The 17116-nt window shown below is 28.4% G+C and carries 16 protein-coding genes; 13 read left to right on the top strand and 3 right to left on the bottom strand.

All coding sequences use genetic code 11. The features are described 5' to 3' along the window. Nucleotides 1-438: 438 nt before the first annotated feature. Nucleotides 439-1764, top strand: a complete 1326-nt coding sequence (locus MSCUN_RS07800; RefSeq protein ID WP_095608988.1) for a YhgE/Pip domain-containing protein — start codon at nucleotides 439-441, stop codon at nucleotides 1762-1764. A 222-nt stretch (nucleotides 1765-1986) separates the two neighbouring features. Here MSCUN_RS07800 and MSCUN_RS07795 read toward each other — a convergent pair whose 3' ends face one another. Continuing rightward, entirely contained in the window at nucleotides 1987-2490 is a 504-nt protein-coding gene (locus tag MSCUN_RS07795) for an amino acid-binding protein (protein ID WP_095608987.1), read from the bottom strand. A gap of 192 nt (nucleotides 2491-2682) precedes the next feature. Here MSCUN_RS07795 and MSCUN_RS07790 point away from each other — a divergent pair, with 192 nt between their 5' ends. From MSCUN_RS07790 to MSCUN_RS07750, 9 genes are all read left to right on the top strand, one after another. Then, nucleotides 2683-4053 (top strand): anthranilate synthase component I family protein, encoded by a 1371-nt coding sequence (locus tag MSCUN_RS07790; RefSeq protein WP_095608986.1) that lies wholly within the window; start codon nucleotides 2683-2685, stop codon nucleotides 4051-4053. Further along, complete coding sequence (locus MSCUN_RS07785; RefSeq protein WP_095608985.1) at nucleotides 4050-4634, top strand: anthranilate synthase component II; 585 nt, start codon at nucleotides 4050-4052, stop codon at nucleotides 4632-4634. The genes MSCUN_RS07790 and MSCUN_RS07785 overlap by 4 nt, the downstream gene beginning before the upstream one ends. Before the next feature lie 3 nt (nucleotides 4635-4637). Then, nucleotides 4638-5429 carry an indole-3-glycerol-phosphate synthase gene (locus tag MSCUN_RS07780; protein WP_095608984.1) on the top strand — a complete coding sequence of 264 codons (792 nt, stop codon included), beginning with the start codon at nucleotides 4638-4640 and terminating at the stop codon, nucleotides 5427-5429. A gap of 51 nt (nucleotides 5430-5480) precedes the next feature. Further along, entirely contained in the window at nucleotides 5481-6167 is a 687-nt protein-coding gene (locus MSCUN_RS07775) for a phosphoribosylanthranilate isomerase (RefSeq protein ID WP_095608983.1), read from the top strand. Nucleotides 6168-6176: 9 nt separating this feature from the next. Next, nucleotides 6177-7370, top strand: coding sequence for a tryptophan synthase subunit beta (gene trpB, locus MSCUN_RS07770; RefSeq protein WP_275542269.1), 1194 nt, complete (start codon nucleotides 6177-6179; stop codon nucleotides 7368-7370). A 1-nt stretch (nucleotide 7371) separates the two neighbouring features. Then, nucleotides 7372-8175 carry a tryptophan synthase subunit alpha gene (gene trpA, locus MSCUN_RS07765; RefSeq protein ID WP_095608982.1) on the top strand — a complete coding sequence of 268 codons (804 nt, stop codon included), beginning with the start codon at nucleotides 7372-7374 and terminating at the stop codon, nucleotides 8173-8175. Nucleotides 8176-8215: 40 nt separating this feature from the next. Then, nucleotides 8216-9271, top strand: a complete 1056-nt coding sequence (gene trpD / locus MSCUN_RS07760) for an anthranilate phosphoribosyltransferase (RefSeq protein WP_095608981.1) — start codon at nucleotides 8216-8218, stop codon at nucleotides 9269-9271. Between the two features lie 206 nt (nucleotides 9272-9477). Beyond that, nucleotides 9478-10785 carry an FAD-dependent oxidoreductase gene (locus MSCUN_RS07755; RefSeq protein WP_095608980.1) on the top strand — a complete coding sequence of 436 codons (1308 nt, stop codon included), beginning with the start codon at nucleotides 9478-9480 and terminating at the stop codon, nucleotides 10783-10785. 119 nt (nucleotides 10786-10904) lie between these two features. Beyond that, a complete protein-coding gene (locus tag MSCUN_RS07750; protein ID WP_095608979.1) occupies nucleotides 10905-11888 on the top strand; it encodes a cell wall biosynthesis protein in 984 nt (327 codons plus the stop codon). A gap of 432 nt (nucleotides 11889-12320) precedes the next feature. Here the strand turns inward: MSCUN_RS07750 and MSCUN_RS07745 are convergent, their stop codons facing one another. Continuing rightward, complete coding sequence (locus tag MSCUN_RS07745; RefSeq protein ID WP_095608978.1) at nucleotides 12321-12554, bottom strand: ferredoxin; 234 nt, start codon at nucleotides 12552-12554, stop codon at nucleotides 12321-12323. 279 nt (nucleotides 12555-12833) lie between these two features. Between MSCUN_RS07745 and MSCUN_RS07740 the strand changes: the two genes are divergently transcribed. Next, nucleotides 12834-13892 (top strand): glycosyltransferase, encoded by a 1059-nt coding sequence (locus MSCUN_RS07740; protein ID WP_095608977.1) that lies wholly within the window; start codon nucleotides 12834-12836, stop codon nucleotides 13890-13892. A gap of 186 nt (nucleotides 13893-14078) precedes the next feature. Here MSCUN_RS07740 and MSCUN_RS07735 read toward each other — a convergent pair whose 3' ends face one another. Then, nucleotides 14079-15134 (bottom strand): mRNA surveillance protein pelota, encoded by a 1056-nt coding sequence (locus MSCUN_RS07735; protein ID WP_095608976.1) that lies wholly within the window; start codon nucleotides 15132-15134, stop codon nucleotides 14079-14081. 191 nt (nucleotides 15135-15325) lie between these two features. Between MSCUN_RS07735 and MSCUN_RS07730 the strand changes: the two genes are divergently transcribed. Further along, nucleotides 15326-15634, top strand: coding sequence for a hypothetical protein (locus MSCUN_RS07730; RefSeq protein ID WP_095608975.1), 309 nt, complete (start codon nucleotides 15326-15328; stop codon nucleotides 15632-15634). 76 nt (nucleotides 15635-15710) lie between these two features. Further along, nucleotides 15711-17042, top strand: a complete 1332-nt coding sequence (locus MSCUN_RS07725; protein ID WP_095608974.1) for a prephenate dehydrogenase — start codon at nucleotides 15711-15713, stop codon at nucleotides 17040-17042. The last annotated feature ends 74 nt before the right edge of the window (nucleotides 17043-17116 follow it).

Here is a 17116-nt window from a genome sequence, read left to right as displayed (position 1 = left end):
AATTCATTTATATCTTTAATTTTTTAGTATTTTATTATTATAATATTAATTTATTATAGGTTTTATTTAAAGTATACTTATTATTTTATACTTCTTTTGGATATTTATGTATAAATTATTATATGTATGATTTATTATATAAATAAAAAATTATATATAATAAAAATAAAAAATATTTAAAATGGATTAATAAAAAAAAACTTTATCATATTAAAAATTATTGAATTGTTTTAAAAGGATGAATTATAGAAATCTAGGATAATTTTTTCAAATAAAAAAAAAAGTTTGGAAGTTTTTTTCATTGTTTTATTTAAGTACACAAAGAGTTTTTTTGATTAAAAACTTCTCCATATCAAATTTGAAAAAAAAGAGTTATGATATTTTTTTCATAAACTTTTCATAGATTCAAATTTAATACTTAATTGATAAAGTGATTTAATGATACAAAATGTTAAGCAAATAATTAAAGATGATATAAATGCTGCTGTTAAAAATCCAGTAGTTATCTTTGTTCTACTTGCTTTAGTAATTCTTCCATCATTATATTCTATCATTAATGTATATGGTTGTTGGGATCCATATGAAAATACAGATAATATGGATTTTATTATTGTAAATAATGATAAACCTGTAACTATTAATGGTACAACATATAATTATGGAAGTGAAGTAGTAACAACATTAAAAGAAAATAATAAATTTAATTGGATTTATAAAGATGAAGATGAAGCTCGGAGTCTGATAAAAAATGGTACAAATTATGCTGCCATTGTGATTCCTGCAGGATTCACTGAAGATGTATTATCTATTAATTCAGATAATCCTCATCAAGCTACAATCCAATATATTTCCAATGGTAAAACAAGTCCTGTTGCACCTAAGATAACATCAAATGCTGCAACAAAAGTTAATACAGAAATTAGTAACTCAATAATGAAACAGTATAATATGCAAAAGTATGCTCAAAATCCTGTTGTAACTCAACAAATTACAGCAGATCAAATGGGAGCAAATAATACAAGTATGACTAATGCATCAAATACTACAACAAGTGAAGCTGCAACACAAGAAGCTATGATGAATAATGCAGGTGAATATTTCCATTCACCAACAGTTCTTAGTAACTTTAGTTATTTTAAAGCTGATAATTATGCTCAACAAGTAACACCATTTTATAGTGTTCTTGCAAGTTGGGTAGGTTGTATTATTCTTGTAGCACTTCTAAGTACAAATCCTGTTAAAGATGAAGAAAAATATACACCATCTGAAATTTATGTCGGTAAATTTACATTATTCTTCTTTTTAAACATATTCCAGAGTATTGTAACATTTATTGGATTAAATCTTATTGGTATAACTATAGCAGATCCTGTGATGATGCTCATTTCAATGATTATTGTGGGACTTTCCTTTATGGTATTAATTTATTCACTTGTTTCTGTATTTGGAAATGTGGGAAAAGCTATTGCTCTTATAATACTAGTATTCCAGATATCTGGTACTAATGGTATTTATCCAATTGAAATTATGGCTCCAATCATGCAAGCTTTAATGCCATATCTACCTATGACATATGGTATTTTAATGCTTAAAGATACTGTATTTGGTATTATTTGGCCATCTTTCATTGGAAATCTTGTATGTCTAATTATCTTCCCAATTCTTGCTATAATATTTAGTGTAATTGTTAAAGAAAAATTAGATAAAAGATTTAAAAAGTATGATGAAAAACTTACTGAGAGTAAATTATTCTTACTACATTAAAAAAAAGAGTAAAAGGGGGAGAAATTTTTAGGAAAGATAAACCATTAGAAAATTGTGGAATATTTCTTACCTATTTTTTTCTTTTTTTATTATTTTTTTTGTAAAAAAGATAAGACTCTTTTTTAAAGTCTTATTTGATTTTTTCTTTACTTTTTTTTATTATTTCTTTATATTTTTTAGAAAAAAAACTTATTATATAGACTATTTTTTTTAATTCTTTTTTTAGTATAAAGATACTTTTGTGATTCCATCAATTTTAAGAAGTAAATTTATCATATTGCCTTCTACTGGTTTATCTGTTATTATTGTAAGATGAGGTAGTGGATCTAATTCTGGATCACTTGCATATGCTTGTCTTATACTTATTTTTTTATCTGATAATATTTTTGTTACTTCATTTAGTATTCCTGGCTTTTTTGCTGATCCTTCTATTTCTATTACACCTAGTCCTAGTTCTGATGATATGTCAGATAGCATAGGTCCTGATGGTGTTAGATTCATGAAGATCTTTTTTAGTGTTTTATCAGATAGTATATTTTCTATTGTTGCTATTACTACGCGTCTATCTGTATTTAGTGTTTTTGCTAGTGATGATATATTTATTTCTATGTCATCACAGTAGATTTTTTTATTATCTGATACTCTTAGTCCTAGTTGTACTAGTTTTATTATTACTTTTTGTTGTGATGGATATTTGTCGAATTTTTCTATTATATCGCTCCACATAGTGGTTTTCTCTCCCTTTTTATATTGTTTAATTTTTAATTAGCTTTTTTTGGAGTATTATATGCTTATTTTATATTTATATATTGTTTACTATTAAAGTATAATGTACAAATTTATACACTAAAGTTATATATAGTACATCAATGTAATATATTATATAAGAAATAATGAGATGATATAAAATGAAAAAGAGTGAATATTTTTGGCGAACTTAAAAAACAAATACAAAAACCAAAAACCAAGAAAATAAACATACAAGATCCATTTAAACTATTTAAAAATCTATACTACAACTACAAAGACACCTTTCTACTTGAATCCATGGAAAAAGACAACAACTTATCAAGATATTCAATCATAGGATTTAACCCAATAGCAAAAATCAAAGCACATAATCACAAAATAACAATCACAACAGATGAAAAAACAATAGAATACGAAACAGAAAATCCATTCATAGACATAAAACCACTACTAGATAACAATTTCAAAGAACTAGGATTCAGAGGAGGACTACTTGGATATGTATCATATGAAGCAATAAAATACATAGAAGAAATACCAACCTATGAAAGCATATACCCAGACTTTGAATTTGGACTATTTCTAGATTGTGTAGTATATGATAATGTAAATAAAACATGTGAATACACAACACTTAATGAAGATCGAAGTGAACTTATCGAAAAAATATACCAACAAGAACACACCAACGGAATACTCGAATACAAACTAATAAATGAAGACTTCCAAAAAGAAGAATACGAAGATGCAGTACGAGATACTAAAAAACTCATAGAAGATGGAGAAATATTCCAAGCTGTAATATCAAACCCACAAAACCTAATACTAAAAGGAAGTAAACTACCACTCTATGAATACTTACGAAAAATAAATCCATCACCATACATGTATCATATCAAACTTAACCAACGAGAAATCATAGGATCAAGTCCAGAAATGCTAATGAGACTAGAAAATAAAATAGTCGAATCATACCCAATAGCAGGATCAAGACCACGTGGAAAAACACCAACAGAAGACAATCAACTCGAAGAAGAACTACTAGCTGATGAAAAAGAACTAGCAGAACACCTAATGCTTGTAGATTTATCACGAAATGACATAGGAAAAATAAGCAAAACAGGAAGCGTCAAAGTTGATGAAATGTTTGGAATACGGAAATTTTCACATATACAACACATAGTATCACATGTAACTGGAGTTATAAAAGATGAATATGATGCAGTAGATGCTTTCATGTCACTTTTCCCAGCAGGAACACTAAGTGGAGCTCCAAAAATCCGTGCAATGCAAATAATAAACAAAGAAGAAAAAACAGCACGAGGACCATATGGAGGAGCAGTAGGATACTTCTCACTAAATGGAAATGCTGATTTTGCAATAACAATCAGAACACTAACAACATATGATGAAAGAGCCGAAATACAAGCAGGAGCTGGAATTGTATATGACTCAGTACCAGAAACAGAATACATAGAAACACGAAACAAAATGGGAGCACTAATTGAAGCATTAAAACAATCAGGTGATAAACAATGATACTAATACTAGATAACTACGACTCATTTACATACAACCTATACCAATTAGTTGGAAAATACACACAAGATATAACAGTACTACGTAATGATAAAACAACAATCGAAGAAATACGAAAACTAAATCCCACACACATAATAATATCACCAGGACCTGGAAATCCAACAAACCCAGATGACTTCGGAATATGTGACGTTATACTTGATGAATTTAAAACAACTCCAATACTAGGAGTATGCCTAGGACACCAGGGAATATACGCACATTATAATGGTGAAATAATAAAAACAAAACCAGTACATGGAAAAAAAGACACAATAAAACACAACAAAAAATCACCATTATTTAAAAATATACCTGAAGAATTCATAATAACAAGATATCACTCATTAACATGTAATAATAAACAAATTCCAAGTGAATTAAAAGTAACATCAACAAATGATGATAACATAATCATGGCAATAGAACATATAAAATATCCTACATACGGAATACAATTTCACCCAGAATCAATAGGAAGTGAATATGGAGATAAATTAATAGAAAACTTCCTGAACATAAAACAAATGGAGGGATAAACTGTGAATGTTGTTGATGAAATAGTCAAAAACAAAAAACAACTACTAAAAAATAAATCAGCAGATGAGATAAAACAAAAAGCACATGACTATGCATCTACAAATGATAAAAAATTCAGATTTCAAGAAAAACTATCAGATGCAACATCAACCAAACTAATATGTGAATATAAACCAGCAAGTCCCTCACAAGGAGATATAAGCACACTTTCAGTAGAAGATGTAATAGAAATCTATGATACAACACCTGTAGATATGATATCTGTACTAACAGAAGAATCATACTTTAAAAGTAACATTGAAAACCTGAAAAAAGCAGTGAAACTAACAGATAAACCAGTACTAAGAAAAGATTTCATAATCGATGAATACATGATATATGAAGCAGTACTTTGTGGTGCAAGTGCAGTACTACTAATAAATGGAGTATGTCCTGATATTGAAGATTATCTTAACTTATGTCATGAACTTGGAATTGATGCAATAGTTGAATGTCACACCTTAAATGATATAGAGGATGTAATAGAATATGATCCAAAAATTATAGGAATTAATAATCGTGACTTTAAAGATCTAAGTATTGATCTTGAAACAACCAAAAAACTATCTGAATATATTCCAAATTACATGATATCAGAAAGTGGAGTAAAAACAGAACATGATGCTCGTAAACTAAGAAATTACGGGGCAGATGGAGTACTTATAGGAACAAGCGTACTTAAATCAAATGAGAAACCAGAAATAGAACATTATATCAATAAAATAAAACATGTATTAAGAAAAAACACGCTCTGAAGAAAAAATATTTAAAATAAAAGAAAGTAATATTATTAGGAGAATAAAACGATGACCCTTAAAATAAAAGTATGTGGTATAACAAATAAAAAAGAATTAGAAAAAATTCAAAAGCTTGATGTTGACTACATGGGGTTTATAAATGTTGAAAGATCAAAAAGATACATCAGTATTGAAAAACTTGAAGATCTTCAAAAAAGTTTAAATGACAAAGACAAATCAGTACTTGTTATTGAACCTGAAAATCCATATGAAGCAATAAGCAAAGCTAACATGACAAAAATACGTCATCTTCAACTACATTCACTTACATGTCCTGATGTAAGATATATTTTATGGGCTAGTCAGTATTATTGTAATATTAAATCTCTAGATATTACAAAAGTAGTGGGACTTGTGAGTAATGAAAAAATAAGTCCACAAAAACAAAAAGAAATAGAACATAATGCATTATTTGCATCAAACATTCTATTTGACTATAAAAAAGATGGATTAACAGGTGGAACTGGATCAAAAATACCACTTAAGACAGTGATAAAAGCATGTGAAATTGTAAAAAATAAACATTCAAATACTAATGTAACATTATCAGGTGGACTAGATTATGACTATCTTAGTGAGATAAAAGATAACTTACATAACTTTGATTGTATTGACATAAACAGTGGAGTAGAAGATAGTCCTGGTCATAAAAATATAAAAAAAATAAAAGAAATTGTAAAACTAATTAAAGAGTGAGGTATAAAATTGACACAACAAACACAAGAAGAAGGAAAATTTGGAAAATATGGAGGAACATTTGTTCCAGAACTAATCATGCCAGCAATGGAAGAATTACGTGATGCATTCTACAAATACAAAGATAATGAGGAATTTATTGAAGAGTTCAATACATATTTACGTGAATTTGCAGGAAGACCAACAGGATTATATTATGCACCAAACTTATCTGAAAAACTTGGATGTAAAATATATCTAAAACGTGAAGATATGCTTCATACTGGTGCTCATAAAATAAACAATGCAATAGGACAAGGACTACTTGCAAAATACATGGGAAAAACCAGACTAATTGCTGAAACAGGTGCAGGACAACATGGAATTGCAACTGCAGTAATAGGTGCAAGATTAGGATTTGATGTAAAAGTATATATGGGAGCAAAAGATGTGGAACGTCAAAAACTTAATGTTTTCCGTATGGAATTATCAGGTGCTGAAGTAATGCCAGTAGATAAAGGTGCTAAAACTCTGAAAGATTCAATTAATGAAGCATTCAGAGATTGGGTGGCAAATCTTGATACTACACACTATCTTATAGGAACAACAATGGGACCACATCCATATCCTACAATGGTAAAATACTTCCAAAGTGTAATAGGACGAGAAGCACGAAAACAAATACTAGAAGCTGAAGGAAAACTACCAGATACAGTAATTGCATGTGTTGGTGGAGGAAGTAATGCTATGGGAATCTTCAGTGGATTTGTAGATGATGAAGATGTTGATCTTATAGGTGTTGAAGCTGGTGGAGTATCACTTGATACTGATGAAAATGGAGCAACACTAACTAATGGAACTGAAGGAATACTTCATGGATCATTATCACTTGTACTTCAAACTGATGAAGGACAAATTAAAGATACATCAAGTGTATCAGCAGGACTTGATTATCCTGGTATTGGACCTGAACATGCATATCTTAAAAGTATAAATCGTGTTGAATATGTACCAATACTTAATGATGAAGCACTAGATGCATTCAAATTACTATGTGAAACTGAAGGAATTATACCAGCACTTGAAAGTTCACATGCAGTAGCATATGCTGTAAAATATGCACAAATGCCTGAAAATAAAGGAAAAACAATAATAATAAATCTTTCAGGACGTGGAGATAAAGATATGTTTACAGTAGCAAAAGAATTAGGAGTTGAAGTATAAGATGCAAACATTTGAAGAACTATTTACCCAAACACATAAAAACAATGAACGAGCATTCATACCATTTATAGTAACAGGAGATCCTGACTATGAAACATCACTTGAAATTGCAAAACTTCTTGTTGATAATGGAGCTGACGCACTAGAAATTGGTTTTCCATTCTCAGATCCTGTAGCTGATGGACCAAGTGTACAAAATGCTGATATAAGAGCATTTAAAAGTGGAATGAATCTTGAAAAATCATTCAAACTCCTTAAAGAACTACGTGAATATACAGAAAAACCATTTGGACTACTACTTTACTATAATATTGTCTATAAATATGGTATAGATGCATTCTATGAAAAACTTGCAGAAATTGGTGTTAATGGAATACTTATTGCTGATTTACCACCAGAAGAAGCAGATGATGTTATAAAAGCAGCTAATAAACATGGAATTCAACAAATATTCATAGTATCACAAGCAACAAATAATGAAAGACTAGAACATATTACAGATATTGTAAGTGGATACATCTATGTTGCATCAGTTATGGGAACAACAGGTGCTAGAAGTGAAGTTGAAACAGACACAACAGATCTTATTGAACGTGTACGAGCACATACTGATCTTCCATTATGTGTAGGATTTGGAATTTCAAAACCAGAACATGTAAAAGAAGTAATAAACTCAGGAGCAGATGGTGCAATAGTTGGAAGTGCACTTATTAATATCATTGAAGAAAATCTTGATAATAAAGATAAGATGTATTCTGAAATCATAGACTTTGTAGATGAAATGAAACAAGCAACTAAATTATAAAATTATAATTAAACTTAAAAAAAAGAAGGAGGGAAATACAATGATTAGTGAAGTATTAGATGATATAATTGATAATCAGAAAAACTTAACATATAATGAAGCATATACATGTATGAATGATCTTATTGAAGGTAAATATCCTGATAGTATTGTTTCATCATTTCTAACAGCACTTAGAATGAAAAAAGAAACAATTGATGAAATAACAGGATTTACTCAAAGTATGAAAGATCATGCAACACAAATTGACTATGAACCAGAAGATGAATATCTTGTTGAAAGTTGTGGAACAGGTGGAGATTTATTTAAAACATTTAATGTAAGTACAGTAGCATCAATCATAGCATCAGCAGGTGGAGCTAAAATATCAAAACATGGAAATCGTAGTGTAAGTAGTAAATTTGGAGGAGCAGATGCACTAGAAGCATTAGGTGTAAATATTGAATTAACACCTGAGGAAGTTGAAAATAGTATAGAAAATTGTAACTTTGCATTTATCTTTGCTCCTGTATATCATGAAGCAACAAAAAATGTTATGATGCTAAGACGTGAACTTAAAATACGTACAATATTTAATCTTCTAGGACCTATTTCATGTCCTAGTAAAATAACAGCACGTGTAACAGGACTTTATGATCCAGAACTTGTTGAAACAATAGCAGAAGTTGCAGTAAATCTTGGAGTAAAACGTGGAATGATAGTACATGGTTTTGATAAAGAAGGTAATCCTGCAATGGATGAAGTATCAAATATTGGAAAAACCAAAGTAGCTTTCATTAATGATGGAAATATAAGTGTTAGATATATTACACCTGAAGATTTCAACTTAGAATACTCAGATGCAAATGATATAGTTGCACCAGATACACAAGATGAACATCTTAAAATCATATATAATATTCTAAATAATGTAGTTGAAACTAAAGCTGATAAGGCACGTATGGATCTTGCATTAATGAATTCAGCATGTATACTTTATGCTGCAAATAAAGTTGATACACTAGCTGAGGGTGTGGATTTATCACGTGAATTAATTGAAAGTGGTGCTTCATTAAAACAACTTGATAATATCATAAAATATAGTAATAATCATTAAATATTTTTTTTCTCCCTTTTTTTTAATCCTCTCCCTCCCTTTTTTTTATAATTTAAACTTTTTTTTTATTCATAAATACTAACTGTTATATATTTAGGTTAGGTAATACTAAATCTAATAAATAGTATAAAAAAAAATTAATTTTATTTTTTTTAATATAATGAAAAACCACTTAAATAAAAATTATAAAAGGAATTGAATTAAATATGACAAAATTAGTAATTATTGGTGCAGGACCTGCAGGTCGTTTTGCATCAATGTATGGTGCAGAACATGGAATGGATGTAACACTTATTGAAAAAAATCATATTGCAGGTAAATGTCTTAATCAGGCATGTATGGTAGTATGTGCATTAAATGAGGTTGCACGACATATTGATGATAGTCAAAATATGAATGATCTTGGAATAATACAATCTGATGTAAAAATTGATTATCCTAAGATATGTGAAAAAATTAGAGAAACTCAGAAAAAGATTCGTAAAATATCTGAAAAAGAAACTACATCATGTGGTGTTGAATATGTACATGGAACAGCTGTAGTTGATGCTGAAAATATGCGTGTTATTGTAAATGATGATGATGAATATGAATATGATAAACTTCTTGTTTGTACAGGTTCATCCCCTTTCATACCTGATATTAAAGGTATTGAAAATGCTTTTACATATAAAGATATTTTAAAATTTAAAGAAGTTCCAGAGGATCTCATTATTATTGGTGGTGGAAGTACTGCTGCTGAATATGCTCATATTTTCTCATCATTTGGAAGTAATGTAAACATATTATGCCGTAGCCAGTTTCTTAAAATGCTAGATGATACAGAAGCTGAGGAATATATTACAAGCAATCTTCTTAAAAATACAATAGTACACGAAAATGTAGAAATACTAGAGATAACACCTACATCAGTTATTACAAATACTGGTGAAATAAAAGGTAAGGTTTTTAATGCAACTGGTGTTATACCAAATTCAGAGATTCTAGATGGAATTGTAGATATTAATATTAATAAAGCAATAGAAGTAGATAAACATCTTAAAACATCAGATGAAAACATCTATGCAGCAGGTGATGTAATTGGCGGAATACAATCAACACCAGTATCACGTATGGAAGCTATTACTGCTGTTCGTAACATGTTAGGTGAAGATGTAGTACCTGATTATAGTATGGTACCAATGACTATATCTTTAGGATATGATGTAAGTTACCTTTTAGGTTATGATGTATCAAATATTGGAAAACAGGCACGTACACCTGGTGCACCTGGTCCTGGTAGTTTCTGGTATACTTTATCAGGTAAAGTTGGATTTACAAAAGAAGTAGTAGATAATGATAAGTTAATATCAAACATACTATCAATTAGTCCATCATCAAATGTTGCAATATCATACATGGTTAAAGCAACAAAAGATAAACAAACAGTAAATGATTTTGAAAACTTCATTGAAATACATCCAACAAGCGATGTTATTGAAAAACTTGCTGAATACTTTAGTCGTTATGAATAAAAAAAAAAATAGGAAAAAATAAAAACTTTAATCTCAATATATGGAAAAATAATTTATATTTTATAATATAATATCTATTAACATAAGTAATAACAAATTAATAAAAAAGGTGAATAAATATGGAAATCTATCTAATGTGGATAGTTGCTTTTATTCTCACTTTAATTTTAACAATACTATTTACAGTAGCATTCATTAAGATTAAAGGAAATTTATTTGAAGATATTAGGGGTGGAATTCCAAAAGCAGTAGGTATAGCACCATTTATAGTTATGTTACTGTTTTTCCCAGCTCCTTATAATTATCTTATAGCTATTATTGGTATTACAGCGTTCATAGATGATATAATTGGACGAAAACGTCTAGGATCATACATAGAAGTAGGTCAATTCTTCCGTGGAATTGGTATTCTAATTGTTATGATCTATGGTTACTTTATCATGGGTCCGGTTGCAATTCTTGTAGCATTAATGGTACAAATTCTTAATATTGCAGATATGCAACCTGGAAGTGCATGTATAAGTGTAATTGTAATGTCACTCTTATCTGCTGTAGCACTCATATTCATGGGTTCAGCTTCATATTATATTCCAGTATTACTATTATTAATTACTCTTGGATATGTATCACAAGATTATTCAGGATATATTATGATGGGAGAAATTGGAAATCACTCATTTGGAGTAGCACTGGGTATATGTCTTGCATTAGTATCAGCAGCATTTACAAAAATAGTAGCACCAGCAGCTTTCTATCCAGTAGAATTCTTAGTAATGCTTATCTTATTTATGATAACAGCAATTCTTATTGCTAAATTACGTGAAGAAACACTTAAGTATTACCTGGAAAACTATTTAAACATCCAAAATCCAACATTTGGAGATTATGTAATGGATGTACTTACAGGAGGAGGTCTTGGAGATCTTATACGTACACTTGTATTTAATCGTAATGAACATTACCATGTTGAAAATGAAATACTAATAAAATTAGGTGCAAGAAGATTACTATATAATCCTGTTAGAAAATCAAAGAAAGCTAAAAAAGCTTCATTAACAAAGAAAACATCCCTAGGATATGATGAAGAAGGATTTATAAAATAAATCATAATAAGAGTATTTAAAAAAAAAGCTTTCAATTAAAAAAAACATCCCCTCCCCCTTTTTTTAATATTTTTTTTATAGGAAAAATCTAATTCTATATAAAAAAAAATAATTATTATATTTATAGTTCATAAAATTATTGTAAAAATCTAGTTTTTTAATATTTAAAAAAAAGGGATTGTAATTTTTAGTTTTAAAAAAAAATGAGTTAAAAAAAAGAGAAATATATTTCTTTTCACTTAATTCTTATATTCATGTAATATTTAATTCTTCTATAAAATAAGAAATTCAAAATTATCTATTTTTTTATAAAAAAGAATTAAGATGAGGATAATAAAAAATATAAAACCTCAAACTTTAGACTTTTTCTAATATAAAATATTTTTTTTTTCATATTTCAAATTTCATGAAAGCATATAGAAAAAAATGTTCCTATACAGGGTTTCCTTCATCATCATAAACTTCTATACATTCACCTGTACATACATCTGCAGCTTCTTCATAGATTTCTGGTTCATCAGTTTCTAATTCATCCACATCATCATCACGTTCAGATCCAATGATTGTTGCCCTATCATCACTGTCAAATGCAAATTTGGTATCATCAACTTCCACACAGTTTCCACACATTGTACAATCTTCTCTTTCTAGTATTACTTCATACATTTTAGATATCTCCGAAAAATTTTTTTAATAAATTTTTTTTATATTACATAAATATTTGAATAAAAATAAATATAATATAGACACTATATATATTTTTTGTTTTTTTTTAATGATTTAAATTTATAATAAAAAAAACCTGAATGTAGTATAGATATACCTATTTTATTAAAAAAGTTAATAGTAATTAGTTTAATATGTAATATTAACTAAAAAGATATAATAGAACAATATAAAAAAGGGAAAAACTTTATTTTTTTATGATAAGGAAGGTATTATATAATGAAATTATTAATTTTTGTAACAGGAAGAGGTATAGGAGGAGATGCAGTAACTGCATATAATATCTCTAAAACTTTAAAAGATGAAAATATTTCATCAAAAGTAGTTCTAGATCCAAGTGCACCTGGATATTACTTTAAAAAAAGAAATATTGAATGGTTAAAATCTCCAATACCAGCAGCAGGTGGACATGCTGCATCAAAATCTAGACTCATGAAAGCAGGATTAAAAACTGTTAAAGCAGTACTTGATGGAAGAAAATTAATTAAAAAAGAAAAAGCTGATGGAGTAATAGGAGTTATTGGAGGAGGAGCTGTTATTGGATGTTTATCAGCAAAACTTGCAGGAGTACCATCAGTTGGAGTAGTTGCAACACCAACAGATACAAAAATATCATTAAAACTTAATCCAACACTTCTACTTCCTGAATCACCATCATTTACAAATAAAAGTCTTTCATCAAAATATGAGGTACAACATCAGTATTCACCTATAAAAAATGATATTATAACAGGTAATAAAGAAAAAATCTTAGATAAGCTTCCAGAGAAATTTAATCCAGATCATAAAAGTGTATTATTTGCATCAGGTTCTACATTATTTGATGATATGGCAAAAGCAGCACGTAAGTATGCTGAAGAAAATGATGATGTTAACATATTTGTTATAGGTGCACCACTTCATGATGGAATTAATGATATTTTAGATCATCCAAATATTATTAATCTTGGATATATTAATTATATTAAAGATCTTTATGACTTAATTGATCTTGCTATTATTACAGATGATGGACTTACACTTCATGAAACAATTGCATGTAACTTACCTGTTGTTGTTGTAATTGGTGTTAAATATGGACGATATCATGGACTTTCCAAGGTATTTGATGGTGCTGTAATTGAAAGTCATATAGATGATATTTCAGAAAATGTAAATAAAGCATTAGAAAATAAAGATGAAATGAAAAAAGCAACATATAAGTATTCTAATGAGATTCTTAATTCATCAGCACATCTTGTTAATTTTGTTAAAAAACACATAAAAGAAGATAACTAAAAAAAATAGGGGATTAATATTGGATATAATCTGGAACTAATGGCAAAAATGGTTTATTTGTTTAATACAGGCAAAAAAATAAATAGAAAAGTTTTAAAATAATATAATTCTTGTTGATTTAGTATTATAGTGTTATTCTTCTTTTTTATTCTTTTTTTATACTACGAGTAATTTATTTTTTTAAGTTTATATTGGATATCTTAGGAAGGCTGCTATTGATCCTAGTGCTTCTAGTTGTTTTCCTGCATCATGTTCACTACTTATTATCATTACATGTCCGCCCATGTTTTCGGTTGTATTCATGATTTGTTGTATTTCAGGGTTTCGTACCATATTATCTACTACAAGTAGTTGTTCTATTGCTCCCATATTTGCTGCATTTTGTGTGTTTTTTGTGGCATATGTTACTTGTTGTGATGATTTTCCTATTTCTTCAAGTAGTTTATTTACTTGTGTTGTTTCTTTTGCTATTTTTGCATCTTTTGAGAGTGATTCGATTAGTCCATTTTTTAGTACTTCTTGTATTCCTGCATGTCCTCCTGCTCCTGTGCTTTCTAGTATTGATTTTTTTGCTATTTCTGGGTAGTGATCAGTTAGATATTCGTAGTATCCATTTTTTGTAAATCCTGGTCCTATTATAATTAGTTTATTTAGGTTGTTATGTTTTAGTATTGTGTCTGTTATTTGCTGGTAGTATTCATCGATTTTTTCTTTTCGATTTTTTTGTATGTTTCTTTTTCCTGATATGTCTCCTATTATTGGTCCTATGTAGTCTATTCCGTATTGTTTTATTATTCCAAGTTCTGTTATATTATCTTCTATTGCTACTATTATTTCAGGTGCTCTTTTTGATGCTTCTATTGCTTCATTTAATCGGTCTAGTGCCCATTTGTTCCATGTTTTTCTTATTTGTATTGGGTGATTTATTTGTACATTTATTGTATGGTATGATCCAAGTGGTATTAGATCTTCAGGTCCTGATTCTATTATCCCAGTTAATCTTAGCATTCCTGTGTATTTGTGGAAGCTTATTTTTTCAACACGTATTGAAAGATAGAATGTTTTTTTAACTCCTCGATCTGATCTTGTTTTTCCTGAGTTGTTATCTTGTATTCGTCTTGTTGTTAGTGTTGTTATGTAGTCTCCTGGTTGTATTATGTGTGATAGGTGCCATAGATCATCAAGTGATTCTGGTATTACTTCTATTAGTCCTTGTTTTTTGTCTTGTTTTTTTATTTGCATGGTGGTGTTTTACTCCTTTTTTTATTATTTTTTCCCTTTTTTTTAATTGTTATACTATATTATATTTTTTATTATATGTATAAATAAGTAATAAAAATATATACTAAAAGTAATACTTTTTTATAGTAAAACATACAAAACTACTAAATACACACAAAAATTAATTGTGGTGAAAAAAACTTAAAAACATTATGAATCAAGAACAGAAAAAAATACTAATACAAACAGTAGAAGAAGCAATACCATGGGAAAGAATACAAACAAACGTAGAAGGAGTTTTTCTTGTTAAAACACCAGAACAAAAAAACAACCAAAATGTATTTGTAGAACTAAACCCATCAGTAAATGGACAACCAGTTAAAAAAAGAGGAATATATCTAAAAAATGAAAATGAACTAAAAGCATTTATAGAACTACTAGAAAATCCAAAAGTTAGAGAAGTGCTAAAAGTAATAAATGAATATTATGGAAAACGCAAAGCATCAAAAATAGAAATATAAAAAAGATAAAGTATTATAAAAATTAAAAAAAATATAATAAATACTAGAACAACAAAATAGGAGAAAAAGATATATTATGACTTGTAATGAAAATATAAAAATAAGTATTATTGGAGGAACTAGAGGACTTGGAAAATGGATAGCCCAAGAACTAAAAAAAGATAACTTCAACATAACCATTACAAGTCGTAATAAAGATTCTGGAGAAAAAGTAGCAAATAAACTTAATGTAAATTATACAGATGATAACATTGAAGCTGTTAAAAACGCAGATATAACAATTTTTAGTGTACCTATTGAGTATATGGTAGATACAATAAAACAAGTAGCACCACATGCACAGGAAGGATCACTTCTTGTTGATGTAACATCAGTAAAAACAGAAACAGCAGAAACACTTACTAAATATGCACCAAGTAATGTTAATATACTACCAACACATCCTATGTTTGGTCCTAGAATCACATCACTAGATGGACAAGTTGTAATACTTACACCTATAGATAAGCGGTGTGATTTATGGTATGAAAAGGTATTTCATTATCTTAATAAAAAAGGTGCAAAGATAGTTGTAAGTACACCTCAAGAACATGATAAAACAATGAGTGTAGTACAAGGACTTACACATTTTTCATATATTAGTATAGCATCAACAATACAACAACTACAAATTAGTGTTAAAAAATCACGTGAATTTGCAAGTCCAGTATATAGTCTTATGCTTGATATGATAAGTCGTATAGTATCCCAGAATCCTTATTTATACTATTCAATACAAAAGTCAAATCCAAAAACACAATATGCTCGTGGTGAGTTAATTAAACAAATGCAATACTTATCTGATCTTATAAATAATGATGAAGAAGAAGAATTTGTTAAAAATATGAGTTCATCAGCACGTTACTTAGATGAGTATGAAGAAGCTCTTGGTCGATCTGATAAAGCAATAAGTATACTAACAGATGATTTTAAACATATAAAAAATTCTATTGGATCTGAAATTGGACTTCAACATCAATATTCTGGTAATGTTCATATAGGTAAGGTAATTAATGTTAATTCTGATAATGTTACAATATTAGATCTTAAAAATAATACCATTACACTTAAAATTTCAAATGTTACAATAATGTCTGATGATGAAATTTATCAGTGGAAAGTAGATAATCTTCCTATACATAATTATGATATATCAGTCATATTACCTGTGAGTTGTAATGAGGAAGTATTACTTGATATGTTTTCTAAAATTGAGCCAATAATAAGTGTAGAATTAAAAGATGTTTATGCTGGAAAACAGATTAAAGATGGGTTCATGAGTTATACTTTTACATATTCTGTATTTAATAAATCTGATAAAGAAGTTGTTGAGGATTATATGCTTGGTATTGGTGGAATAATCAGATAATTATCCATACTCTTTTTTATATTTTTTTTAGATTAATTTTAATATTTCATTTTTATAAAACTGTTTGTTAGTTT

The sequence above is a fragment of the Methanosphaera cuniculi genome (assembly GCF_003149675.1).
GTDB lineage: Archaea > Methanobacteriota > Methanobacteria > Methanobacteriales > Methanobacteriaceae > Methanosphaera > Methanosphaera cuniculi.
Note: the sequence above shows the minus strand (reverse complement) of the source record. Positions and strands in the feature narration are given on the sequence as shown.